This window comes from Paenibacillus radicis (ex Xue et al. 2023), assembly GCF_024722015.1.
Taxonomy (GTDB): Bacteria; Bacillota; Bacilli; order Paenibacillales; family NBRC-103111; genus Paenibacillus_S.
On record NZ_JANQBD010000015.1, the window covers coordinates 82,163 to 106,888 of the forward strand.

General features: G+C 41.5%; 25 protein-coding genes. 16 read left to right on the forward strand and 9 right to left on the reverse strand.

Annotation, left to right across the window (positions count from 1 at the left end):
- Positions 1–663: 663 nt before the first annotated feature.
- From NV381_RS20310 to NV381_RS20320, 3 genes are all read left to right on the forward strand, one after another.
- The gene (locus tag NV381_RS20310) at positions 664–1,377 is read left to right on the forward strand and encodes a YwqG family protein (RefSeq protein ID WP_258215107.1); all 714 of its coding nucleotides are present in this window, start codon (positions 664–666) and stop codon (positions 1,375–1,377) included.
- Positions 1,378–1,553: 176 nt separating this feature from the next.
- Positions 1,554–1,739, forward strand: coding sequence for a transcription initiation factor TFIIIB (locus tag NV381_RS20315; protein WP_258215240.1), 186 nt, complete (start codon positions 1,554–1,556; stop codon positions 1,737–1,739).
- A 290-nt stretch (positions 1,740–2,029) separates the two neighbouring features.
- Positions 2,030–2,968 carry a hypothetical protein gene (locus tag NV381_RS20320; RefSeq protein WP_258215108.1) on the forward strand — a complete coding sequence of 313 codons (939 nt, stop codon included), beginning with the start codon at positions 2,030–2,032 and terminating at the stop codon, positions 2,966–2,968.
- Between the two features lie 13 nt (positions 2,969–2,981).
- Here NV381_RS20320 and NV381_RS20325 read toward each other — a convergent pair whose 3' ends face one another.
- Complete coding sequence (locus NV381_RS20325) at positions 2,982–3,209, reverse strand: hypothetical protein (protein WP_258215109.1); 228 nt, start codon at positions 3,207–3,209, stop codon at positions 2,982–2,984.
- 110 nt (positions 3,210–3,319) lie between these two features.
- Here NV381_RS20325 and NV381_RS20330 point away from each other — a divergent pair, with 110 nt between their 5' ends.
- Complete coding sequence (locus NV381_RS20330) at positions 3,320–4,339, forward strand: phosphotransferase (protein WP_258215110.1); 1,020 nt, start codon at positions 3,320–3,322, stop codon at positions 4,337–4,339.
- Positions 4,336–4,635, forward strand: coding sequence for a YfhH family protein (locus NV381_RS20335; RefSeq protein WP_258215111.1), 300 nt, complete (start codon positions 4,336–4,338; stop codon positions 4,633–4,635). Before NV381_RS20330 ends, NV381_RS20335 begins: the two co-directional genes overlap by 4 nt.
- Here the strand turns inward: NV381_RS20335 and NV381_RS20340 are convergent.
- Positions 4,632–5,348 carry a Crp/Fnr family transcriptional regulator gene (locus tag NV381_RS20340; RefSeq protein WP_258215112.1) on the reverse strand — a complete coding sequence of 239 codons (717 nt, stop codon included), beginning with the start codon at positions 5,346–5,348 and terminating at the stop codon, positions 4,632–4,634. The two genes, NV381_RS20335 and NV381_RS20340, sit on opposite strands and share 4 nt — an antisense overlap.
- A 239-nt stretch (positions 5,349–5,587) precedes the next feature.
- Here NV381_RS20340 and mobA point away from each other — a divergent pair, with 239 nt between their 5' ends.
- From mobA to NV381_RS20360, 4 genes are all read left to right on the forward strand, one after another.
- Positions 5,588–6,148, forward strand: coding sequence for a molybdenum cofactor guanylyltransferase (gene mobA / locus NV381_RS20345; RefSeq protein WP_258215113.1), 561 nt, complete (start codon positions 5,588–5,590; stop codon positions 6,146–6,148).
- An 82-nt stretch (positions 6,149–6,230) separates the two neighbouring features.
- On the forward strand, positions 6,231–7,145 hold the full coding sequence (locus NV381_RS20350) for a sugar phosphate isomerase/epimerase family protein (RefSeq protein ID WP_258215114.1): 915 nt from the start codon (positions 6,231–6,233) through the stop codon (positions 7,143–7,145).
- Positions 7,146–7,370: 225 nt separating this feature from the next.
- Positions 7,371–8,849: a hypothetical protein gene (locus NV381_RS20355; RefSeq protein WP_258215115.1), complete on the forward strand. Its 1,479-nt coding sequence runs from the start codon at positions 7,371–7,373 to the stop codon at positions 8,847–8,849.
- Between the two features lie 59 nt (positions 8,850–8,908).
- Positions 8,909–9,406, forward strand: a complete 498-nt coding sequence (locus NV381_RS20360; protein ID WP_258215116.1) for a divergent PAP2 family protein — start codon at positions 8,909–8,911, stop codon at positions 9,404–9,406.
- 68 nt (positions 9,407–9,474) lie between these two features.
- On the opposite strand, the gene NV381_RS20365 is transcribed toward NV381_RS20360, so the two are convergent.
- The gene (locus NV381_RS20365; RefSeq protein ID WP_258215117.1) at positions 9,475–11,109 is read right to left on the reverse strand and encodes an ATP-binding protein; all 1,635 of its coding nucleotides are present in this window, start codon (positions 11,107–11,109) and stop codon (positions 9,475–9,477) included.
- Between the two features lie 225 nt (positions 11,110–11,334).
- Positions 11,335–12,081 carry an MBL fold metallo-hydrolase gene (locus NV381_RS20370; RefSeq protein WP_258215118.1) on the reverse strand — a complete coding sequence of 249 codons (747 nt, stop codon included), beginning with the start codon at positions 12,079–12,081 and terminating at the stop codon, positions 11,335–11,337.
- Between the two features lie 391 nt (positions 12,082–12,472).
- On the opposite strand from NV381_RS20370, the gene NV381_RS20375 reads away from it, so the two are divergent.
- A complete protein-coding gene (locus tag NV381_RS20375) occupies positions 12,473–13,090 on the forward strand; it encodes a copper amine oxidase N-terminal domain-containing protein (protein ID WP_258215119.1) in 618 nt (205 codons plus the stop codon).
- Between the two features lie 97 nt (positions 13,091–13,187).
- Positions 13,188–13,481 carry a DUF1292 domain-containing protein gene (locus NV381_RS20380; protein WP_258215120.1) on the forward strand — a complete coding sequence of 98 codons (294 nt, stop codon included), beginning with the start codon at positions 13,188–13,190 and terminating at the stop codon, positions 13,479–13,481.
- Between the two features lie 116 nt (positions 13,482–13,597).
- On the opposite strand, the gene NV381_RS20385 is transcribed toward NV381_RS20380, so the two are convergent.
- Positions 13,598–14,017 carry a DUF1885 family protein gene (locus NV381_RS20385; protein ID WP_258215121.1) on the reverse strand — a complete coding sequence of 140 codons (420 nt, stop codon included), beginning with the start codon at positions 14,015–14,017 and terminating at the stop codon, positions 13,598–13,600.
- A gap of 115 nt (positions 14,018–14,132) precedes the next feature.
- On the opposite strand from NV381_RS20385, the gene NV381_RS20390 reads away from it, so the two are divergent.
- Positions 14,133–14,951 carry a Cof-type HAD-IIB family hydrolase gene (locus tag NV381_RS20390; protein WP_258215122.1) on the forward strand — a complete coding sequence of 273 codons (819 nt, stop codon included), beginning with the start codon at positions 14,133–14,135 and terminating at the stop codon, positions 14,949–14,951.
- A gap of 92 nt (positions 14,952–15,043) precedes the next feature.
- Here the strand turns inward: NV381_RS20390 and NV381_RS20395 are convergent, their stop codons facing one another.
- Positions 15,044–16,519: an aminotransferase class I/II-fold pyridoxal phosphate-dependent enzyme gene (locus tag NV381_RS20395; protein WP_258215123.1), complete on the reverse strand. Its 1,476-nt coding sequence runs from the start codon at positions 16,517–16,519 to the stop codon at positions 15,044–15,046.
- Between the two features lie 291 nt (positions 16,520–16,810).
- Here NV381_RS20395 and NV381_RS20400 point away from each other — a divergent pair, with 291 nt between their 5' ends.
- The gene (locus tag NV381_RS20400; protein WP_258215124.1) at positions 16,811–17,980 is read left to right on the forward strand and encodes an MFS transporter; all 1,170 of its coding nucleotides are present in this window, start codon (positions 16,811–16,813) and stop codon (positions 17,978–17,980) included.
- Between the two features lie 139 nt (positions 17,981–18,119).
- On the opposite strand, the gene NV381_RS20405 is transcribed toward NV381_RS20400, so the two are convergent.
- The 3 genes from NV381_RS20405 to NV381_RS20415 form a co-directional block, all read right to left on the reverse strand.
- Complete coding sequence (locus tag NV381_RS20405) at positions 18,120–19,049, reverse strand: S-layer homology domain-containing protein (RefSeq protein WP_258215125.1); 930 nt, start codon at positions 19,047–19,049, stop codon at positions 18,120–18,122.
- 252 nt (positions 19,050–19,301) lie between these two features.
- Positions 19,302–20,033 (reverse strand): hypothetical protein, encoded by a 732-nt coding sequence (locus tag NV381_RS20410; protein WP_258215126.1) that lies wholly within the window; start codon positions 20,031–20,033, stop codon positions 19,302–19,304.
- A gap of 112 nt (positions 20,034–20,145) precedes the next feature.
- Positions 20,146–20,775 (reverse strand): YktB family protein, encoded by a 630-nt coding sequence (locus NV381_RS20415; protein ID WP_258215127.1) that lies wholly within the window; start codon positions 20,773–20,775, stop codon positions 20,146–20,148.
- Between the two features lie 258 nt (positions 20,776–21,033).
- Here NV381_RS20415 and NV381_RS20420 point away from each other — a divergent pair, with 258 nt between their 5' ends.
- The 3 genes from NV381_RS20420 to NV381_RS20430 all read left to right on the forward strand — a co-directional run bounded on the left by NV381_RS20420 (position 21,034) and on the right by NV381_RS20430 (position 24,605).
- The gene (locus NV381_RS20420; RefSeq protein ID WP_258215128.1) at positions 21,034–21,990 is read left to right on the forward strand and encodes an ABC transporter permease; all 957 of its coding nucleotides are present in this window, start codon (positions 21,034–21,036) and stop codon (positions 21,988–21,990) included.
- Between the two features lie 13 nt (positions 21,991–22,003).
- A complete protein-coding gene (locus tag NV381_RS20425) occupies positions 22,004–22,882 on the forward strand; it encodes a carbohydrate ABC transporter permease (protein WP_258215129.1) in 879 nt (292 codons plus the stop codon).
- A gap of 160 nt (positions 22,883–23,042) precedes the next feature.
- Positions 23,043–24,605, forward strand: coding sequence for an extracellular solute-binding protein (locus NV381_RS20430; protein ID WP_258215130.1), 1,563 nt, complete (start codon positions 23,043–23,045; stop codon positions 24,603–24,605).
- Positions 24,606–24,726: the final 121 nt, after the last annotated feature.

Genomic DNA, 24,726 nt, shown 5'->3' on the forward strand with positions numbered 1-24,726 from the left:
CGCATTATAGTAAGGCCGGAGAAAGCGACTAAAGATTCATTTGGATATTTATTTCGATTTATTAAACCTGCGAAAAAGGATTTAAACAACGCTAAAATTTCGGGGTGTGTTGGTATTGCATTTGGGATTTATATGCTTTACTTGATTTGGAGCGTAGGATAAATAATCCATTTCACAGGTGTTTTTTTGTTTGATAATCTGATCTACTGAGGTGAAATGTCATTTGTATCTGTTATTATCAGCGATAATATTTAGTTCATTGATTGGAATTATCATTCTGTTCCAACTCGCGCTAGCGGCAGGCATGCCTTGGGGGAGTTTAGCAATGGGAGGAAAATATCCTGGTAAATTTCCTGTTAAGTTGAGGATAGCTGCTTTATTTCAAATCGTTATATTAACATTCATTGGTTCAATTGTATTAATTAACACAGGTATTATACTTCCACAGTGGAAACTAATATCGGAATCATTCATTTGGTTTGTTGTTGCGTTTTCAGCTTTATCCACAATTCTGAACCTCGTTACTAGGAGCGTGTGGGAAAGAAGAATTTGGGCACCCGTATCCATTCTAATGCTTATTACGAGTACTATTGTTGCCTCACTCAGTATAATTCACAAATAAACATTGATGTAAAAATTGGGTTTATAGTAGGAGAGTGTTTAATGTCAACTTTAATCAATAAATTAAAACAAGTTGAGAAAAAGGCTTGGATTCCTGAAACTACTGAGGGTGATGGTTCAAACTTAGCGTCCAAATTTTCAGGTATACCATTCTTATCAAAAAACGAATCATATCCAATATGTCAAAATTGTAATAAACCTATGCAGCTATTTGTCCAATTAAACTTATCTGAACTGCCGCAAGAGTTCCAAACATCTGTCGGGATTAATAAAGGTTTATTACAAATGTTTTATTGTTTAAGCGATGATCCTATTTGTGAAGTAGAATGCGAAGCTTATTTTCCATTTTCTAAAAGTACTCTTTTGAGAATAATCGAACCTACTAATGATGGAAGATCGGATATCGATGTATCTAAATTTTATCCAGCTATGACGATATTTTCTTGGAATGAAATTGCTGATTACCCCAATATCGAGGAAATGAATGAGATGGGGTTATCTTTTACTGATGAAGAAGAAAGTGAACTCTATGAATCACTCAATCCTGCATCTGGAGATAAACTAGGCGGTTACCCAAGTTGGGTACAGGGTGTTGAGTATCCAAATTGTCCAAAATGTGATGAGAAAATGCAATTAATATTTCAGATAGATTCTGAGATTAATCTGCCTTATATGTTTGGAGATTCTGGATGCGGTCATATTACTCAATGCAAAGAGCACAAGGAAGTATTAGCATTTGGTTGGGCGTGTTATTAATTAATAAATTATAAATTACAATAAAATGACGATTTTATAAGGGGAAAATAAAAATGGAGAAAACAGAAAGAAGGTTACGTAGCTTAGTCGATGCATTTTTTGCAAGATTAAACACAAATGAATTTACTAGTAAAATTGGCATTTTATGAGAAATGAGGAGTGAACCATTGGCTAATATGGAGATCCAATGTCCTAAATGTGGGGGAAAGGAAATTGGTAAAGGAAAGCAAGCTGGATATGCAGCAGTAACCCCTCTAAATAGTTTCTTTAAAACTGGTTCACCTATTATACATTCTATTTGTTTGAGTTGTGGTTTTATTGTGGAAAGTTATGTTGAAAATCCATCTAAGTTTAAGGACTAATAAAATGGGGAGCAGGGGATTACGTAGAAAAGTAGCAGGGAAATGGGTTACTAACGCTGCTATGACGAGCGATAGAGCAAAGAAGATTTCGGGGTTGATGGATGAAAGTATGGGGAGCATTACAGAAAGGTATGTCTAATATTTCGATTAAGTATTATATTGATGTTCACAAAGCATACCAGTCTCATGATAGCCATAAAACTGTTATCAGTAGAAGTATCAACCTGCGCGGAATCAGGGACCTTGTGTTATAATACCAGTATTATAGAAGAGTAGGAAGAGGGTATAAGATGAAGGAATTTAGCCGATCACCCATACATCCTGCGCAGCATCAACAGCAGTTGGATGCTGAGAATGCTGTGGATTGGGGCAGTCAGGAATGGGGTACACACCGCTTTCAAATCCGCCAGCTCCTGGAGCATGCAATGGAGATTATGACGATAAAAGATAAAGCGGCAGTTCTTGGGGCCGGTAATCATGGCGATGTGGATCTGCCTAGATTAATGAACCAATTCTCACAGGTTACCGTGTTTGACACGGAAGCTAACTCTATCGAAGAGGTTCTGGAGGAGAGCGGTATAGCTGTACCCAATAAGTTTAAATCCTTGACCAATGTGGATTACACATGCCTGGACCAAGTTCAATTCTACGAAACGTGGGAGGACATGCTGTTAAATCAAGCGCCAGCTGCTGAGATTATCAGGTATTTGAAGGATAGTGCGTTTGCAGTCCGAAGACATGAAGCATTGCCGCATTTGAAGAAAAGCTTTAATTTAGTAGTTTCTTCTTCGGTACATACGCAATTATTTTATATTCATGCTTTAACCCAATTTGCAGGCTATGCCAGCCAGTATAATGAACAGGAAATAAGTCAGATTATAGATGCACTTGCATATTTGCGCAATAGTCTTGTATTGGACTACAACAAGCTGCTGCTATCTTTATTGAAACCAGATGGAATGCTGGTAATGTGGTCGGAAATGATCCGAATGGATGAACAGAATGAGGAGATTTTCGATCGTTTATATGGGTTGAATAGCGACTCAGAGCGCATGAGTTTCTTATTCCGTGCTTTTGGACAATATGGGATTGAGTCGGCAGTTCTGGGGCTTAAGGATTTGCATGATCAAATGAAACAAGAAGGTCAATTGTTTAAAAGCTGGGTATGGTTGCCAGGAAGTGAGAAGAAGTTTATAGTAGCCGGGTTTTCCGGAACGCCTGTAAGTTAACAAAAAAGCCGCTCTAATAGAGCGGCAAATGGATTTTTTCGTCTTCTATAGAAGTGTGCAAAATCGCATTGTTGCCTACAACTTCAATGAGATCGATATGGTAAACATAATCTTGTTGCTTGTTGGCAGGTTGGGTGCGGCAGCTTTCGAGCACTTGGATTAAGAGCGGAATCGCTTTCTGGTCACTCGAAATAAAGCGGACGGGGATTCTTTGATCATGAAACATAATTTCAGTTGTCATGGACGATTTCTCCCTTCCCTATTATTTGGGTACATACCCTATTATACCTCATTTTCATATAGAAAAGTTGAAGATTTTATTACCTTTGGAGAAAATTAGGAGTTGTTTTCATGGCAGTAGATTTAGAGGCGCAAATTCATGCAGTGTTAGAACAATATTTTGACGATACAAATTGGAGTATTGAAGCCAAGGAAAGCGGAGTCAATAATACGACTCGGTTTGTTAATCATGGTAACCATAAGTTTGTATTGCGAATCTATGAAAATCATACCGATCTGAATAAGGTGAGGTTCGAATATAGTTTATTGCAAAAGCTTCAGACAGCTAAACTTGCTTTTCAAATACCCAAACCGGTACAAGCTTTAAATGGAGAGTATTATGTTCTCACACCATCAGGAAAAATATCGATCTTGTTTGAATACATGGAAGGTAAGCGAGCTGTTTTGAGCGATAGAGGACATGTGGCATCGATCGGCCGGTCAATGGGTGCACTGGTCTCTGCATTAGAAAATATAACCATGGACTTGGAAGCAGCATATGAGCCTTATTACGATCTGTTTGAGATACATCCTCTGGTTACACGTGAAAAGCTGGCAGCCTGGCTCCTCAGCAAGCAGGAAGGCTCTCTTACAAAGGAAGCGGAGCTACTTGAATACGAAATTAATAATCTCCTGGATAATCTCTCTAGCTTGCAACAACTGCCTACTCAGCTTGTACACTCGGATTTAGTAGCCGGCAATGTGCTTACAGGAGAAGAAGAGGTTTCGGCTGTTATTGATTTCGAATTTGTTACTCCTGATTTACGTGTGATGGATGCGGCTGTTTTCATCAATGAAATAATAAGGTATCACAGCGATAGATGGGACCTCATAGAAGCTTTCATCAATGGTTATGCTGAAACGGGTACCTTAAATACGGATGAAATACAGGCGCTGCCACAGCTGATTCTACTTCGAAGTATAGTCCTATGCCTCCATTTCTTAGGGCGACAGTGGGCAGGTATTGACCTGATACATACTGAGGAGAAGTACCTTAAAAGCTATGCAGATGTACATCATTGGATGAGCGATAATAAAGAGCGGATTTTGAAGCTTTGTTATCTGAGTTTTGAGCAGGAGGTGAGTGAATGAAAAAGCTTTTTAGCCAAATGTCACGTGAAGAGTTGGAATTGGAGATGCTGCAAAGCCTGGAGGCGATGGAGAAGGCTGAATTTCCAAGTCAAAAGGAGCTGCTGGAGCGCAAATACTACACAGCTAAAGCCTATACACTCAATCCATTGGAGTTCCCACCGGGAATTTATAAAGTGATAGGACATCCTGTGGATGCAAGCTTTAAGCTGAACTATATTAATGGGATTATGGGTTGGGGAGAAATGGGAGAAGATCTGGAAGCAAGCTTCCCCCTTTCCATGCTGCTGCCTTATTAGATACGGCAAATATCTTTAGGGCAATTTTCACATTGGCAAATATTTTTCAAGTGGTCGATATCTTTAACGATAATATGATTATTTTCCATAGCGAGTATGTCGAGCTTTCTCAAGTCGCTGAGCATCCGGTTGACGCTTTCACGGGTTGCGCCGATCATATCGGCCAGCTCGCTGTTACTAATTTTTTTTGTAATTATGATGTCACTGCCATTAGGCTTGCCGTATGAATTACTTAGGCGAATTAGTGTAGAGCATAGAGCGCCAGGCTTGCCGAACATCATCAAATCCCGAAATTTAGTCTGCGTCATCCGATGCATGAGCCCCATCCACTTCATAAATTCCACTGCTAAATCCCCATGCTGCCACAGAAGTATTTCTAAATCCTTTTGTTGAATGATACCAATCACCGTATCTTCCATAACCTCAGCATTAAAGCTGTGTATAGAGTGATGGAAAGGGTCCAGTTGCCCAAAAAGATCACTTTTTCCGTACATATATAAAATAAAGCTTTTACCATCATCATTGGTTTTGGTAATTTGGATGCGCCCGCTATTAATAAAATACAGCTTATCGGCTGTATCCCCTTCCCAGAACAAATGGGAGCCCGCCTCTACCTTATGCTCATACATGATTTCTTTTAATCTGGCAAGATTGTCCTCGGAGAAGCATTCTGTATTATGAATTCCATCCGCTTTATGGCTTAAATCCTTCATTTGGATTCCTCCTGATCATTAGAAAACATTCGTTATTATAACCTTAATGTATTTCTCCACTAATTGATGTGACAATAATCACAGTTGGAGCTTTTACTTTTGCTTAGTATGTAAGGTATATAGAAATGTGAGCTTCAATATTGTAGTGTGCTGTGATAAATATAACATCCAGAAGCGGCTTAATCCGCTATATTTATTAAGAATAAGAAAACTTTTTGCGGAAAGGTAGTGTTCGCCCTATGCTGACTGGAGTCATATTGGCCGGTGGCGAGGATGATGTCGGCCAAGCACTTTGTTTAATTGATGGTAAGCCGTTGATTAACCGTCTCATTAATGAAATGCAATCGATATGCCAAGAAATCATTGTTGTTGCAAACGAACCAAGGCTATTGCTGCCTGTTCTGCCGCGTTGGGTCCGGGTAATTACCGATTTTATTCCAGGTTTTGGCGTATTGAGCAGCATGCATGCAGCATTCTCATTAGCCAAGTATAGTGATCTATGGGTGACGGCTTGCTACATGCGAACGGTCTCATCGTCGGCAGCGAGGTTATTATGCGAGCGTAAAAGGCTTGTCGAGTACCAAGCTGCTCTTCCATTAATACAGGCTAATCCAATACCTTTTCATGGAGTATATAGTCAAAGCTGTGTTCAAATCATCACGGAGCTGATTCATGCCAAGGAACATCGCATAAGTGAATTGCTGAAGCAGATCTCATGGGGAGTGGTGGATGAAGCACTATTTAGCGGACATAAAATTGAATTTCAAGAGTCATTAAACAAGGAAGGTAAAAATGAATAAAATTACGTGACAGACGCAGCAATGTATCGTATTCTTTGGGAAAGAAATACCTTTAGAAGTCTGATGAAAAAGAGGTGTATTCGTGAACCAGAGAAGCGGCTTGATTGTGGATGGAAGCTCCAAACCTCCGAGAATAGAAGTACATCAATCATGGTGGGCCATGAATGGCATCGGCAGCGGCGGCAAGGAGTGGTCGATGGAAGAGAAGTTTGAAAAAATCGCTGAAGCCGGGTTCACCGGTATTATGGCTCATCTTCCGAAAGAACAGGAGGCTGAGAGTTGGAGGCGCTTACTGGATGAGTACAGCTTTAATTTCGGTATTCATTCATTTCCGCGTAAACCGGAGGATATTACCCAGCTTTTGAAGGAAGCTAAGCAATTTGGCGTCTTGTACGTTAATTCTCAAGTAATGGATTCTTTCGTAATTGGCCAGCAGGCTATCGATTTACTGCAAGGGCTCGTAGAAGAAGCGCAATCAGCTGACATACCTTACACAGTGGAAACACACAGGGGACGTGTGACGCAAGATCTTCACCGTACAGTAGATTATGTAAAAGCGATTCCGGATCTGCGTTTAACTATTGATCTTTCACATTATATAGTGGCTGGCGAATTGACAGCGGCTGCTTCGAGAGAATTAGAGCTGGCAGGGGAGTTGTTCAATGTTCTACTGCAGCGCACTTCAAGCATTCATGCCAGAATCTCGAACGGGGAGCAAGTGCAAGTAGATATTGGTCCGAATGCTGAGCATGGCATGGTCGAGCCTTTTATGAAGTGGTGGCAGCAAGGTATGAGTTATTGGCTAGCCGAAGCCAAGCCTGGGGCTGTATTGCCATTTGTAACAGAGCTTGGACCTCCTGACTATGCGATTACCGAGACTAAATATGTAAGCGGTGAACGGGTAGAAATTTCAGATCGTTGGGAGCAGGCTTTGGTTCTCAAGCGGTTGGGCGAAGAAGCTTGGAAGCGAGCGATCGAAAGCAGGAAATCCTTATAGGTCTTGTTTTATCAGCTATTCAGTGTTTGAGAGCAAAGTCGTCCTGCTTAGAAAGCGGCGGCGCCTTTGTTCTTCCAAAGAGAACGAGTGTAGAGAAATAATATTAAGAAATGATATAGATGCTGCAAAGGGGCTTATTTTTATTATTCCATATGGTAAAATAGGCCTAAATAAATAAATTTTTTGAAAGCGTATACATATTTAGCGTAATTGGGGGAATGGCTTTTGAAGAATGCGATAATGTGGTTTTTGTTGTTGTTTATTAGCCTTAATGTTTCATTGCCAGTTTATGCAGAAGAGGGGAAAACGGCCGTTTTTGTTAGTCCGGAGGGAATTCAATTTTCAAGCTATAGCAAGCTTTGGAATGAAGCTAGACTGAAGGGACTTTATGAAATGCTGCTGAGATGCGGGCATGGAGAGGAATTCGCTGAGCTTAAAGAAGTTGTTCTAAATTCCAAATCGAGCACTGGAAAAAGCGGCTTTCGAGTAGGGAACTATAATAGCAAGACGCAAATAATACAGCTATACGAAGTGGATTCTTTACAACAGGTTGAACGAACGTTAATTCATGAGTATGGGCATCATTTTACCTATTATTGGCTTCAAAAGAAAGAGGGGTTTTATCCGAATCTATTAACAGAGTTGTCTGGCTGGTCCAAAATAAGGCAGCTAGAGGGCTATCCAATACGATGGTTTGGAAGCAAATTGCCCTATAATCATAAATGGGACCCAGCCGAAATAATGGCGGAGGATTATGTTGCTTTATTCGGAGTCGGAGGCATTGCATTGCCTGATCAACCTAAAGATGTTGTCAATCTAGTTAGGCACGAGAACGAGTATATCCCTTCACCTCAGTCAATTCCAGAACTCAGAAGCTATTGGGAGGAAATTGCTGGAATGAAGCCTCAGAAGCCTCTTGGAGTTCCTACAATACAACAGTGGAATACCGTTGGGGTTAAAGGTGAAAATAGCGGTTCGCTTCATGTGTCCTTCACACCCGCAGCGGACGGCCAACAGCAAATCAAATATGGCGTTAATACGATGGGCTTTGGCGAACGAGTTAGTATTCCGGTGAAATGGACGACAGGATTGACAGGAAGTGGTACTGAATTAGTAGAGACACAGCTTGATGTTAATCTGTTTCAGGAGCATCCGCCTTCTTATTACTACTTTCAAATTTGGTCATTGGATCGGGAGAATCAACAGCTTACCTATACGCCGTTTTATATGAACTGGTTTCAATATGATGCTTCATCCCAGCAGCTAAATGCTGTTTCTCCTCCTATGGAAGTATATGGATGGCAAGATGAGCTTAAGAAGGAAGGGATGGAGCATTGGCCTCTTCTTAACATTTTCATTAATGGAAAACCTGTAACAACGATCCTAAGACATGAGAGTGAAGATTCAAGTGTATACATCTCCTGGCGATTGTTCAGTAAAGAGGAATTGCCAACCGATACGAAGATGACAGATTTAAGATTTGAGAATGTCTGGATGCTTACGGCTAGTTATAATGAGCATAATGTGGAATATGTTATGGATAACGATTACTTTGTCGTGAATGGTATTCGAACTTCGTTGATTAAACCAGTGAAGTGGGTAGGCAGCGAGCCTTTCATTTCGATAAACGATCTTGCGCAAATGTTCGAGGTATCAGTCAAATTGGATGAATCCGGTATGGGCTTATATATTGAGTCTGCTTAAAAAAAGCCTGTGTATAGAATACTTATCGATTAAGGATTCTATAGCATAGAGGTGATAAGATGAATCGAGCTTTACTTACATCGATCGCGACGGTTGGTTTGGCACAATTTGTTAAGATCCCTATTGCCAAGCAGCAAACCGGACGATGGGATTGGGCGGAGATGTTTAAAACAGGAGGCATGCCAAGCTCTCATTCAGCCGGGGTAACTTCTTTAGCCACTTACGTTGGTTTAAAAAGAGGAATTGAAACGATTCCGTTTGCCCTTGCTGGGATGCTAAGCCTGATCGTTATGTATGATGCTATGGGGATACGCAGGCAAGCGGGAAACATTGCTACAGAGGTTAACTCGTTAGAGGTTACGGTTGGACGACTTATGGAAGAAAGCTCACTGTCATCTATGGATAAAGAGGAGCAGAGAGTCCAATTGGAAGAAAGCTTGGGTCACGTGCCAGCGGAAGTACTATGCGGTGCATTTCTAGGCATATGTACAGGAGCACTTAGTTATGTGCTGGAGAAGCCGAGTGCCAAGCGACGCCTGTTAAGCCGGTTTCTATGAGAATTTGAAGGAACACAAACAAACAACCTTTCACATGCAAATTGTGAAAGGTTGTTTGTTTAAAACTTTTAAAAGGAAGAGGTTTTTGCTTCTTGGACTTGAAGAAGATCATGCTGATCTTCTGGAAAAACCAAGGGGACCGTAATAATAAATTTCGTTCCTTTGTCTAACTCACTTTCGACTTCCATAGTTCCTTCATGATCTTGAACTATTTTATGACAAATCGATAACCCCAGACCTGTTCCCGAATCTTTCGTTGTATAAAAGGGAAGAAAAATTTTATCGAGCTCCGCCTCCGGGATACCGCTTCCAGTATCGGCTATTTCAATAACTGCATGTTTATCACTAGAATATAATTGAATGCTCACGCTTCCTTGGTCAGACATCGCCTCAAAAGAGTTTTTGATTAAGTTCAGCAGCAGTTGAAGCATCTTATCCTGATCCATCAGCATATGGAATGGCGCCGGTTCTGCATTAAAATGAATTTGATGGCCAAGACGTCCCGACTCGGAGTCAAGTAGAGATATAACACGTTGAATGCAGGGCTCGATCGGATGGACTTTGAATTTAGTAGCATGAGGTTTGGAGAACTGAAGAAATTCAGCAGTCAGCATGCTCATTCTTGTGATTTCATCCATAATTAATTCGTACCAGGGGCCTATATTGAAATTATCCGCTTTGGAAAGCTGTAAAAAACCTTTGACTGTAGTCAGCGGATTACGAATTTCATGAGCCATACCAGAAGCGAGCTCGCCCACAACACGCAGCTTTTCTGAGCGCAGCATATGCTCCTCGCGTTTAAGCCAGGATTCTCTCTTCATTGTATATAGATTTCGTTCTGCAATAAAGATTAGATCGTCCTTGGATAAACCATCGTTCGGATAAAATGCCATCCCGTAATTAATATCAATACCGGTCAGTTTGGGGAAATCCAGAGCGAATTGCTCGGACATTGTATTCATTGCTTGTATAGAATCGGTGGATTCAAGTACAATAGCAAATTCATCGCCGCCGTATCGACTGATGATTAATGCCTTAGGAAACATCATACGCAGCTGCTGTGCGGCTTGTTTTAAAATTCGATTGACTCCAATAAAGCCATTTGTTGTATTCAAGGATTTGAGGTCCTTGCAATCAATTAATACCAACACGATTGATTTGCGAGCAGCTACTAATTGGGCTAGCTGCCGATGGCACTCCTCATAGTTGCATAAACCGGTTAGGGCATCATGAGTGCTGAGATGCTTCTTTTCGTTGTCCAGCAATTGGGTCTGATCTTCCATGACATGAATGTAACGGTAAAAAAGAATAGTGAATATGAGGCAGCTAAAAGAACTGAACAAAATGGTAATCATTCCATAGATTGAATAAGGCATATAAGTAAATGAAATTAACGCATATGTAATGGTATAGAGCAGGCTTACTGCTGAGGCCGAGTTAATATTGCGAATTTTATAAAACTGCTTGCCCATTTGTGCTAAGTAGAGTGGGAGACACCAATCCATTTGACTATACAAATGAAAGGCAATCAAAAGACTCATCTGAAAAGCTGTGGCGGCAGCAATCCGCTTCTCCGCAAAATGGATGATTACGTACAAGATTGCAATAATGCTTAGCAAAACCGGGCTTGAGGTTTGGTCGAAAAGGATGGAAGATGCACAGACAACAGTTGTATATACGAATAAGATCCAGTTATAGCTCATGCTTTCAAACTCCTTACTCAAATTGTAGAGATGAAAGGATATTAATGGAATTCTCTATATTCATACTAAATCCTGCTGCATTCAGTAGAAAAGACAGTAAATTTTGTATAAAATTGTTTTTATATTTCTTTCAGTAAACGTTTTCAATTAAATGTATCTAAACAGCTGTGCAAGTTTTCTCAAATTGTTACTGGGAAAAACCCATCCTCATCCGAGGATAGGTTTTTATGGGAAATCATATAATGTATATTGTTTCATGAAGGTCATTTTCCCAGTCATTCCTATGTATTGGTCCACTTTGTCGTCATAATGCATCAGCATTACTTTCTCTTGAATAGATTCGGGTAAAGTCAATAACTCATCGAGACAAGCATGAACAATACCGGGTGTTGCAAACTGGCAATCATGCAGGATGTAATCACAGCGACCCTTTGTGTGAAGATCAATCAACAGTTTTTCATCAAACTTGGCATCGGAGCTGTAAAAAACCTTTTCATTAAGCAGCAGAGAATAGCTGGGTTTCTCAGGAATGTGCGTGGAAGGAATCAGTTCAACTGTTAGATTGGGTGAAAGCTTTTTGGTAACAGCTTCTTCCAATATAATAACTTCAAAATAATCTTCCAATTGCAACAAACCTTCAGCTTTATTTTCCAAGCCCCCTCGTAATGAATGGTTCCATAAAGAATAGAGCAGAGTAGATGGAACAAACAGCTTCATGCGATGCTTGTTGTGAGCATAGTGAAGGCGAAACGCGAATTCTTCCATACCACCTACATGATCGGCATGAATATGGGTAATTAAGATACCGTCAATGTTAGTCAGTGGGATATTAAGTTCATATAGTGCACGCGGTGCTGTCGCTCCACAATCAATCAATAATGTGAAACCATTGCAAAAAACCAATGCATTGTTGTTGTAAAATTTTTTGGAAAAGGCACTTCCTGTGCCAATCATTTGGATTTGCAAGCTCACGTACGATCCTCCACTCATGGTTCCATAGCGCGTACATATCTTTATCAATCTATCATGGTTTGAGCAAATAATTCAAGATAGTTTTGACACATTTCGTCAAATTTTATCGATATTTTATGCATTTTGTGTTATTTTTCACCATATTGATAATGAGGCCGAAAGAGCGGTTGTTCCGAATGGCAGAATCCAAGCAAAGGGAGCGACTATTATTGAAATCTAGCGAAGCTTGGCATATTTTGTAGTGTAATTGCTTAACTTATTAATTAGGTACTATATCTAGGTTTACGGATGAAAATATTTTTGTGATTTTTAGGAAACGAGCGCAACTCTTGCCAACATCCGGAGTATAAAATAATAGAATACAAGTACAAGTCACGATGGAGGTTACAGAATGAAAGTGCCACGATTGCTAACTCTAGTGCTATCACTTTCGCTTTTTGGTGCGACGGGGGCATTTGCCAGTTCGATGTGGGGCGACTACGAGGGATTTGGTAAAGTCAAATTGCTTATTAATGGTGTTGAAAAGCAATACTCGGACAGCGAAACGCCTGCTTTTTTAATTAAGGGAAATGCGATAATGCCTGTTCGTACGTTGGCGGATTCGCTTCAATCACTTGTAAAATGGGATAATGGTTCCAAAACCGTATCTGTCTACAAGCCTAATGTTCATATGTTCGTAGCAGAGAAAGTGAAAGATGACTATTCAATTCAAACCCCATTTGGAGCTGTAGTAAAGGGAACTCGAATGGATTTTGCAGTATTTGCTCAGGTGGATAGCTTAAACACACCTTTTCATTCATTTAAAATATCGATTGAATCACCAAGTGGTAAACAGAGTGCTTTTAAGGAAGAAATTGTAGACGGAGAGAAGGAAAACTTCTGGTATCCTTGGCCGTTTACTGGATTTACCTTTAGTGAAGCAGGCAATTATAAGGTCAAGTTCTCCATTAAGGTTGATGATGATGGGGATTATACTACAGTATCACAAAAAGTAATTACATCGAAGTAAATGAGAGCTTATAGGTTGTGCAGCTTAGGTTTGACCTGCATGAGGGAACATGATACGATACGAGGGATGACTAATTTACACGAAATGAGGTTTTCCCATGAGCGATCATATTCATGATGAATCCTGCGATCATGACCACGAAGATGATATTTTTATAGTTACCGATAAAGACGGTGTAGAGCACGAAATGGTAATGGTATACACTTTCGAGGCTAACGATCAACCGTATGCTGTTTTATTGGACCGCAACGATCCTGAGGCTGACGGTGTAATCTTCAGAATCGAAGAAGAGGATGAAGATGCATTCTTGGCCAGTATCGAAGATGAAGAAGAATGGGAACGAGTTGTGAAAATCTACAATCAAATTGTAGAGGAACAAGAAACGGAATAGGCAAGAACAAACCCCTTCTTGTGTGGACAGGAAGGGGTTTGTTGTTATACATAATTAAAGAAAGAAAACCGCTTTGCCTGTTAGCCGGCAAAACGGTTTTTGTAGTGAACGACTTGCTATTTACGTGGGTTGAAATACATAATGCGTCCGTTGAACAAATGGAGTTCGGCCTTCCAAAGCTTGGCCAGATATTTGCAAAACTCGTTGCCCTTGGCTTTATCGCCATGGGTACTATCGTCAGGAAGGACGACCTGCACGTAGTGTCGGCTCTTATCGCCAACTTGATCATTGCCCGTACCCATGACAATGTATTTATACAGCTGATCTTTTCCTTTGAGATAAAACCACTTGCCTTCCGCCTCCGGTTTTGCTTCTATCGTATACGGAAATCCAGCGTCTTCGTAATCCCATCCCAATTGCTTGCCGGTAAGATTCAATTGCTCCTTATAATGCAGCAGCTGATCCTTTAGTTCTTCGAGCGTTAATGAAGGTATTGCGGAGCCTTCTACAAATTTAATATAAGCGCTTTGAGCCATGTCGACACACCTGCCTGTAAATGGACTGGAAAGGTTTTCATCCCATGGGATGCCATGAACATCATAGCATTAAGCGTATACATTTGACAATATGACAATCAGAGGAGAGGAAAAGATGAATTCAAAAAGGTTTCAAGGTACGATGTTAGTTACGGATATGGATGGAACATTGCTTAGCAGCGGTAAAACAATCAGCAAAGAGAATCTGAATGCAATTGAACGGTTTGTTGAGCAGGGGGGCTTATTTACACTGGCTACGGGGAGGATCGCATCTTCGGCTAAGAGGTTTGCTGATCAGCTTCCGATTGGTGCACCTGCTATTCTATATAATGGGGCAGTTATTCATGATTTTATAAAAGGTGAGAATGTATGGCATCGGACATTAGGTGACTCGGTACGTCCGGTTTTAGAACGGCTAATGAAACAATTCCCTCAGCTCGCTGTAGAGATTTATTGCGGAGAAGAGCCATATTTTATAAGAGAGAACCGAATTACGGAGCACCATCGGAAGATGGAAGGCTTCACAAGACCTCTGCAGCAGGATGGATTTAATGAAATTAAAGAACCTTGGTACAAGGTTCTGCTTGCATGGGAGCCCGAGCTGTTGGATGAGGTTGAAGCTTACGCCGAATCCGAACAGGTAGCCGATATTACCTGGGTTCGTTCCGATGATAAGTATTTTGAGATTTTGCCGGCAAATGCCACCAAGGGACATGCTCTGGAACATCTCATGGAGCTCACTGGGATAGAGCGAACCAATTGCATAGCGATGGGTGATCATCTCAATGATTTGGAAATGCTGAGAAGAGCAGGGGTTGGCATCGCTGTTGCAAATGCCCATCAGTCGCTTCTGAACGTCTCAAATCGCACCTGTAAGCATCATGATGAACATGCTGTGGCCGATGTCATTGAATGGCTGGAAAGCCGTATATAATCCTAGTGGATTGATAGGGAAAAAGGAAAGGGAATAAGCGGCTGCATACGAATGCAGGCTTATTCCCTTTTTTGGGGTGGACAAATGCTGCTTTAGAAAATAGCGTTCGTTTCCACGATAACTTTTACATTTTCAATACTGCGGTCTTCTGGACCTTTGACCGGCAGACCTACTTCAACATGCTCAGTGATGTAGTCGATCAGGTCCTGTGAGATAACTTCCCCAGGCAATAGAATGGGAATACCAGGGGGATAAACATAAATAAATTCAGCGATGATCCGGTCCGCGGATTCCTTGAACGGAATAACCTCGGTGTCACCGTAGAAAGCATCCCGCGGAGTAAGCGTCAGCTGCGGAATTTTCGGAACCTTAATAACCAAATCAGTAGCAGGTCGGACATTGTAATTTTGACTGGAAAGCTCGCGAAGCGCATTGAGCAGCGTGTCCACATTTTCATGTGTATCCCCAGGCGTAATGAGACAGAGTATATTATACATATCGCTAAGCTCAACTTCGATATTGTAATGCTCACGAAGCCAATTTTCTGCATCGTATCCTGTAATGCCAAGGTGCCGGACATGAATATTCACTTTGGTAGGATCGTAATCAAAGGTCGCTTCGGTACCGAGAATCTCTTCCCCGAAGCAGCTTAAGCCGGGAATTTCATTGATAGCCTTGCGGGCGAATTGAGCTAATTCTATGGCTTGCTCTGCCATTTGTGCCCCGTTTAATGCCAAGTGACGGCGTGATGTGTCAAGTGAAGCGAGCAGAATATAGGACGTGGACGTAGTGGTCAGCATACTGATGATCGTTTTCACCCGTCCGGCATTGATGCGGCCTGCCTTTACATTAAGCACGGAGCTTTGCGTCATGGAGCCCCCAAGCTTATGTACACTGGTCGCTGCCATATCTGCTCCTGCTTCCATAGCGGAAATCGGCAGCTTGTCGCTGAAATGGATGAGAACACCATGTGCCTCATCAACCAATACAGGCATATTGTAGCTATGTACCAGCTCGACAATTTCCTTCAGATTGGCACATACGCCGTAATAGGTCGGATTAATAACCAGCACTGCTTTGGCGTCCGGATGTCTCTCCAGAGCACGTTTGACGGAGCGAGTCGTTATTCCATGGTCGATTCCAAGATTGGCATCTCGTACTGGTGAAATGAACACCGGCTTGGCTCCAGCAAAAATGATTGCAGCCATGACAGATTTGTGAATATTACGAGGCACGATAATTTTATCGCCTTCAGAGCATACGGTTAGGATCATTGTCATAATGGCACCGCTGGTACCTTGAACGGAGAAAAATGTATAATCGGCTCCAAATGCATCGGCAGCCAGCTGCTGTGCTTCTTCAATGACTCCGGTCGGTTGATGAAGGTCATCCAGAGGTGCTATATTAATAAGGTCGATGGATAGGGCATTATCGCCAATAAAGTGGCGGTATTCCGGATCCATCCCGACTCCTTTTTTATGGCCTGGAATATGGAATTGAACCGGATTGCGTGCTGCATGCTCTTTTAGAGCGGAGAATAGGGGCGTACGTTGATGATCCACTGTCATCCCTACCTTTCTTATAATATAAAAACTCCAAATCTAATTCATAGTAACGATAATCTGACAACGTTGCAAGCGGTTTTTATTAAACGTTATGTTAAGTTTTCTCAGTATTTGTCGCAGGAACCGTTATTATTATCATTTTTGTCAAAAGTAGGGCTGATAAGGGGTCGGGGTTTGTCCATTTTGTTAATCTTCTCCTGATTTGTTTCCATGATGAAAAAAGTTATGATACGATAGAGCAGCATGTTCACCAAGATGCTGGATAACAATTGATCGGGAGGTCTGGAATCATTTATGAAAAAACAGCTGGCCATAATTATGGTACTGCTGATGACGATATTTATCGGATTCGGCATCATTATTCCGGTGCTGCCCGACGCTATTTCGGGATCAGGTGCAAGCAGCTTTCATCTAGGTATGCTTTTGTCGGTCTATTCATTGGCATCTTTCCTGATGTCACCTGTTTGGGGGAGTATTTCGGACCGAATTGGCAGAAGGCCGCTAATAATAATCGGAGCCTTAGGTTTTAGTGTCAGCTTCTTCTTATTCGGAATCTCAGGTGAGAGCCTGCTGCTTATGTACGTCTCACGTATTCTTGGAGGTTTGTTCTCCGGCGCTGCCACGGCTTGTGCTGTAGCTTATGTTGCCGATATTACAACGGAAGAGAACCGTACGAAAGGTATGGGTCTGGTAGGGATGTCGATCGGACTCGGATTTATATTCGGACCGGCTGTTGGAGGTATACTGAGTCAATGGGGCTATCAAGTACCCTTCTTCGCAGCTGCGGGTTTGGCCTTTTGTACTTTTGTGTTCGCTTTGATCATGCTTCCTGAATCTTTGAGCGTTGAGAAGCGCCGCGGGCACAGCCAGAACAAAACATCACGTTGGTCGGCCTTTGTCGGATCGGTTAAATATTTATATGTGCTTTCTTTTTTCGTATCCTTTACATTAGCCGGATTAGAAGCAACGCTGCTTCTGTTTGAGAAAGATATGATTCATGCCACTTCACTGGAGCTAGGTATTATGTTTGGAGTTAGCGGCATTGTAGGTGCCTTGATTCAGGGTGGTGTAGTTAGACGTTTTATTAAAAAGGGTGATGAGGCGAAGGTTATTGGTTACGGGTTGGTATTATCGGCGCTAGGGTTTATCCTCATTATTTTTTCATCAAGCTTGTTTACTGCATCCGTATACTTATCCGTGTTCGCGGCAGGAAATGCCTTGATCCGGCCTTGTGTTACTTCATTAATTACCCAGAAAACCAAAGTAGGGCAAGGTGTAGCTTCAGGACTCAGCTCCTCCATGGATAGCTTGGGAAGAATCACGGGACCTTTGCTAGGTGTAGGAGTATATCAGTACAGCCTGCAGCTTCCTTTTTACATTGGGGCCGCCTTATCGCTTGGAGCTCTATATCTGCTATACCGTTTTATATCGGCAGATGGGGAACAAAGAGCGCTTGCCAGATAACGGAAGATGTCTTATATATCTTAGCTGTCTTGAAGCTCAAAATCGGGACGTATTAAAAATAAAAATCCGCCGGGCTCGTATTTGGAGCTTTCGGCGGATTTTCTCGTTGAGCAGTTAAATCTGCAGGATATAAGGAATGTCATGAGACAGGATGGATCAAACGATAAATGACGGCCACAGCTTCACTTCGCGTCAATTTAAAATCAGGACGGAAAGAACCATCCTCGTAGCCATTAAACAAATGAGCCTGCTGTACAGCACGGATTGCATCACCAGCCCAATAATCGGCCGCAACATCAGTGAATGAGCTCGTTGAGGAGGCCTTCAGCATTTCACTTCGGGAAAGGATGGTTGCGATTTCGGCTCTTGTGATACTGTTCATAGGTCTAAATGTCTGATCGGGATAACCGTTAATTAAACCGTATTCCACTGCTGTTATGATGTAAACCTTATCCTTGTTAGTATCTGCAATGTCTTTGAACTCTGAATCCGTGCTGTTGGACAAGAACAGCTCCTTGGCTTTAACTAAATAGCGAATAAACTCGGCACGGGTTATGTTCTGATTTGGTTTGAAAGACATAGTTCCGGCCTGCTTATCTATATAGCCGTCAATAAATTTTTTATCGAATAATTCGTTGATTTCCTTCTGGGCCCAGTGACCTTCTATGTCATTAAATCCGGTAGGAATACCGTTTAACGAAAGAATGTAATTGGTAATTGCTTTATAATCATCCTCTCGCAATGATCCGGGAGCATTTTGAGGCATATTGCGGGAGATAAACTCGAATGCTTTATCATAAGTTGAAAGCTTATTTTTCGCGTGATCACTTACTAAAGAAGGGTATTTATCGATTCCCTTCCCTTCCGCTGCATGACAAGATAAACAGTTCATTTCATACAATTCCTTACCGTTCTGAGCATTATTAAGTGAGGAGGATGTTGCGGCTATGATATTCAAAGACTCTGAAGAGCGAGCGGGAGCAGGTGCTAATAGAAAGCTGCAGGAAATCAATACAACCGCACCAAGTACAAAAATTGAAGAATGCTTAGTAAAAATAGGGCGTTTCATAAGTGGGCCTCCTGGACGTTTCGATTCTTTTCTCCATTATAAATGAATAATATGACGATTGTGTGAAATAGTGAGAAAATTTATGAAACGGTTGAGATAAGGCTGGGACCAGGACCATAGTATGAAAAAAAGGCCGCCCTTATGATAAGGACGGCAGTATTTGGCAGTTAAGTATTATCGACCAACCTCGGATAAACGTTATCCCTTTGATGGAATTGCGATACGTCTATCCTAGTGTAGTATATGTTCTCATTACTTAGATTTCTGCTTGTTGGAAGCGGACTCTTTTTTATGATCGGCCATTTTTTCGATCCATGGCGTCATTTCGTTCTTAATTTTTTCGATGAGCTGATCCTTGCTGATTCCTTTGGCTTGAGCAATTTCGGTTAAAGATTTGCCCTCTTTGAGCTGAGTATGCAGCTCATCTTCGGTGATGCCAAGCAGCGCAGATAACTTATCGGGTGCAGGCATCATCGATTTGTGATTTTTGCCGTGCTTGTGGGAAAAGTCTAAGTCTTTATGGTTAACCATAAACTTCAAATGCTTTTCCATGCCTGCTTTGATTTTCTCTGCTTTATCCGCAGCGAGCTTGCCAGCTTGCACCGCTTCATCGATCTTTTGATTGCGGGCAGCCTTGAGCTTGGCTATTAGATCAGCTTCGGATATCCCTTTTTCTTTTGCAATATCGACTAGAGTTTTTTCCTTTAAAGCAGTTTTTAGAGTGTCCTTATCGATCCCTAATATAACAGAGGCTTCATCGATAATCGGCATGTGCTTATTGAAGTGTCCTTTGGCTTCCTTGCCGCGGCCTTCTTTGACTTGCTTCTTCTCCTGCTTATCCTGCGGGGCTGGTTGCAATAACGCAGCATTGTCAGCTGGATCGGCTAATGCTGGCTGTCGATTCGCATAAAGTACGCTTCCGCCCAACATGAGGGCAAGCGCGAGGCTGGTAACGATGACTCTTTTGGGAGACAAACTTTTCATAACTTACACCACCTTTCCCTAAATTTATGGTTAGTTCGAGACTTAACCATTTCTAGCGTATGCATACAAGCTTAAAGGCACTTTAAGAAAACCTTAGAATTGGATTAATTTTTTAGGCCTGGCAAGCCATTTTGTACAACGGCATCAATGATGTAACCGTCTCTTTGGCAAGCTTGACAAAAGCTTCGCCGTCAGTGAGCACGGGATTGGAGGAGTCAAGGTTAAGACCAATAAGCAGCTCTGCTTTTTTAACATCCCGGAACCTGCAAAGCGCCTCAGTTAATTGTTGATCGTTTAACTCTTGTAAAGCAATAGCGTCTTTCTTCATATGGTCGAAGGATAATACGTATTGCTTAGGGATGCTGCTTCGGAATTGCTTCAGGTTGTTCAAGTATCGTTGAGCAATGTTTTGCTTATTGGGAAGCTCGTAGATTAGAGCAAGCCATATAAATACCCGGTCATCGAAAAGTCCAACCTGAAAGTGAGGATGCTGCTTATAGCCGCGTTTATTATCGCATACAGCCATCCATGTATCCACTGGAGCGTTTACTTTGCGGCGAGCATGCTTGGCAATATGCAGAAACATTTCATTGCCTGCCAGCATAGCGGCTTCGTCACAGAGCTCTTGGCCCAGCTCTTTAAATTTCGGTTGAATATGTCCTTGAATACCTTCCATTCGTGCCTCAAGTCCAGGGATGGTAAATACATCAAAGTCGGTTTGTGTAAAGCCTGAAAATGTCATGATAGGGTCCTCCTAAAAATTACTGCGCAAGTATTCTCTAATTCTTGATTTGTTATTAGTAAACTTTGCTAACCCATACTATAGCATATTAAAAACAAAACAGGGGAGCTCTGTATGTGTATTTGTCGAAATTTGACCGGTGACCTAAAAAAAACACAAGTAGTGAAAAAGGGAATCCATTGTTGGATCGCTTTTATAAGGTTAGGATAAGACTAACCAAATAAGGTAAGCGACATTATTTAAGAAGGAGGCCATTCAATGGCTAGTAAAGTGCAGGCATCTGATCAAGTAAGCTACAAGTCAATAACGAAAAAGAGCTTTCTAAGCTTTATGTGGAAATATAGAGCGCTCTATTTGATTTCTTTGCCAGGGATTATCTATTTTATTATTTTCAAGTATGTCCCGCTTTTTGGCTCCATTATCGCATTTCAAGATTACAATATTTTTCAAGGGGTTTTCGGTAGTAAATGGGTTGGACTTGAGCATTTTCAAAGAATGTTCGCGCATTATGATTTCATTAATATTTTGAATAATACTTTACTTCTAGGTTTGTACGATTTAGTGTTAGGTTTCCCTGCTCCGATCGTTTTAGCTCTTCTGCTGAATGAACTGAGACTGGTACTGTACAAGCGGGTTTTGCAAACGGTCGTTTATATGCCGCATTTCTTGTCCTGGGTTATCGTAAGTGGGATTGCAATCGGTATTTTGTCCCCTTCAACAGGAATTGTGAATCACTTCATCAGCTGGCTGGGTTATGACCCTGTTTATTTCCTTGGTGAAGAATCCTACATTCGTTCCGTATTGATTGGTTCTGGTATTTGGAGAGATTCTGGCTATGGTACTATTATTTACTTGGCTGCTTTGGCTGGTATTAATCCGGATTTGTATGAAGCTGCTGAAGTTGACGGGGCTAGCCGCTGGCGGCAGACGATTTCTATTACATTGCCTTCCTTAATGCCTACTATTATGATTTTGTTCCTGCTTCATATTGGTAAGTTCCTTGATCTAGGCTTCGAACGCGTATATGTTTTCTTGAATCCTTTAAATATCAATAATGGGGAAATTTTAGATACGTATGTGTACAAGGCCGGCTTGCTAGGCCAACAATACAGCTACACAACTGCGGTTGGGCTTTTTAAATCTATTGTAGGTTTACTCCTGATCGTCATCGGGAATATGTTAAGCAAAAAAACAACGGGCGAGAGCCTTTATTAAGGGGGTGACTTGAATGAGGAAATTGAGCTTGGGGCAGCAAACCTTCAATGTATTTAATATTACATTTTTGACCATATTGGCATTGCTTATGTTTCTACCTTTTTTAAATGTGTTGGCTCAATCTTTAAGTGATTCGGAAGCCGTAGTTACAGGGAAAGTATTTTTCCTTCCTGTAGATTTCACTTGGATTAATTATCAGTATGTTTTTAGCGATGCTTCAATCTGGAGATCATTTGCTGTTACCGTTTATATTACAGTTGTAGGTACTTTTATCAATCTGATTGCAACAGCCTCACTGGCTTATCCTGTTTCAAGACAAGAGTATATGGGAAGAAAATACGTAGTATTCTTTGTCTTAATTACGATGGTATTCAGCGTTCCGTTGATCCCTAACTTTATTTTGATGAAAAGCTTGGGTTTGACAAATTCACTTTGGGCGCTTTTGATTCCAGGAGCTATCAGTGCGTTCAACTTCTTTGTAATGAGAGCTTTCTTTATGCAAATTCCTCCGGAAATCATTGATTCTGGCCGTATTGATGGCTGCACAGAGCTGAGAATGATTTGGAATATCGTGCTGCCTTTATCCAAGCCGGTTATGGCATCATTAGGAATTTTCTACGCGGTAGGACATTGGAATACTTACATGGCCGCTCTCTATTATGTGAACAAGCCAACTTTATGGCCGCTCCAAGTAAAGCTTCGCCAATTAATTACGGCTGACGATATCAATATCGATCCATCAGCATCCCAATTCAGTTCACTGGTTCACTCCAATCCTGAAGGGATTAAAATGGCGACTATTATTATCGCAACGGTTCCGATTGTATTGATCTATCCATTCTTGCAAAAGCACTTTGTTAAAGGGATGATGATCGGTTCTGTCAAGTCCTAAAGTCTTATAAGCTTAAATTCTTAATCTAAAGAAAATACAACTGCAACTAAAGTCACTCCATTGTTCATCGCAGAAGACCGCACTACAATGTAGTTATTGTGTGAAAGCGCTATTAACATAATTGCAAAGACAAACATGTTGAGAGAAAAGGGGTATAAAAATGAAAAAATGGATAAAAGTAAGTATGGTATCTGTGCTGGCAGTAAGCACGCTTTCCGCTTGTTCCAAGCCACAGGAAGCACCAACAACACAGGGGAGCAAACCAGGAGAGAAAGCGAAGTTCTCCGTATCCATGCGTACGTTGGCATTTAATCACGTAGAGAAATCGCCCAATATCAATGAGGATAAATGGGTTAAATTATTGGAGCAAAAAACAAATACGGATCTGGATATCGTGCTTGTTCCTCACAAAGAGTTTGAGCAGAAGATGGCGCAAATGTTTGCAACCAACGACATCCCGGATGTTGTACAAGGTAGTGGAGGTACAACAGGTAAAGAGATGGCTGGTTCCGTTCAAGCCGGAGTGTTCTTGCCGCTTGATGATCTTTTGCAAAAGTATGGTCAAAATTTATTGAAAAAGATTCCAAAAGAAGCTTGGCAAAAAGAGACCTTGAATGGCAAGATTTATGCAATTCCTGAGTTCTTGTCCAATCCTTCCCGCCGTACTACTGCAATTCGTAAAGACTTGCTGGATAAAGCCGGATTGCCAATTCCTAAAACAGTGGACGAGTACTTGAACGTTATGCGTAAGTTCAAGGAAATGGGTGTTGAGAATCCTTACCAGGGCCGTGAAAACTTCAAATATGCCGATACATTCTTTGGCGCCTATGATGCATTCCCTTACTTATCTATGTTGACACAGCAAGGCGATCAAATCGTACCTAAGTTTTTCAACAGTGACAACATGATGAAAGCGTTGCAAACGTATAAAACTATGTTCGATGAAGGCTTGATCAATAAAGAGTTTGCTACGATTAACCCGACTGTTTATAAAAACTCGGTTCTTGCTGGTAAATCAGGAATCTGGTCTATGAATGCTAACGAAGCTTTGCAATGGGAACAACAATTGAAGGCTAACGTTCCAACTGCCAAAATTGAGCTTATCGCTTCCCCGACAGGACCTGATGGCAAGGGTGGCCATTATTTGTACAATTCTGTAACCCGCGCATGGTTCATTAACAAAAAAGCGAAAAATCCAGAAGCTATCATTAAATTCTATGACTGGATGCTGTCTGATGAAGCTGAGAAATTCTTTACATTTGGTGTTGAAGGTGAGAACTACACTACTGAAAACGGTAAAATCAACTACAAAGCACCTACGGATCCAGCAGCTGTAGACGAAGAGCGTTACCGTCAAGCCTTCTTGTGGATGGTACAAGACACTACTTATAACAAAGGTACTCTAAGCATGACCGAAGAAGGTAAGAAACTTATGAGCGTCTATGATAATATGCTTGCAAAAGAAGGTCGCGATGGTATTCAAATCGATCCAGGTCTGGATGCTTACATGAAAAATCCTGATATTACGCCTGCGTCCGATACTGCACCTCCTGTAATTCTTCAGCATATGGTTAAAATGGTTTACGGCAAAGAGCCGATCTCCGATTGGCCGAAGGTGCTTGAAGAGTGGAAGTCCAAAGGCGGTAACGACGTAATTAAAGAAGCAACTGAGAAATTTAATAAAAAAGATCCGAGTGTAACGATCAGCATGCCGCGCCGCTAATATTAGCCATTTCTACGCAGCGCACGGGCTAACAACATTCGTCCTCAACTCCTCACGTCTAACCAGCGTGGGGAGTGAGTTTTTATTACAAACTATTCAGCATCAGGCTATGTATACTATA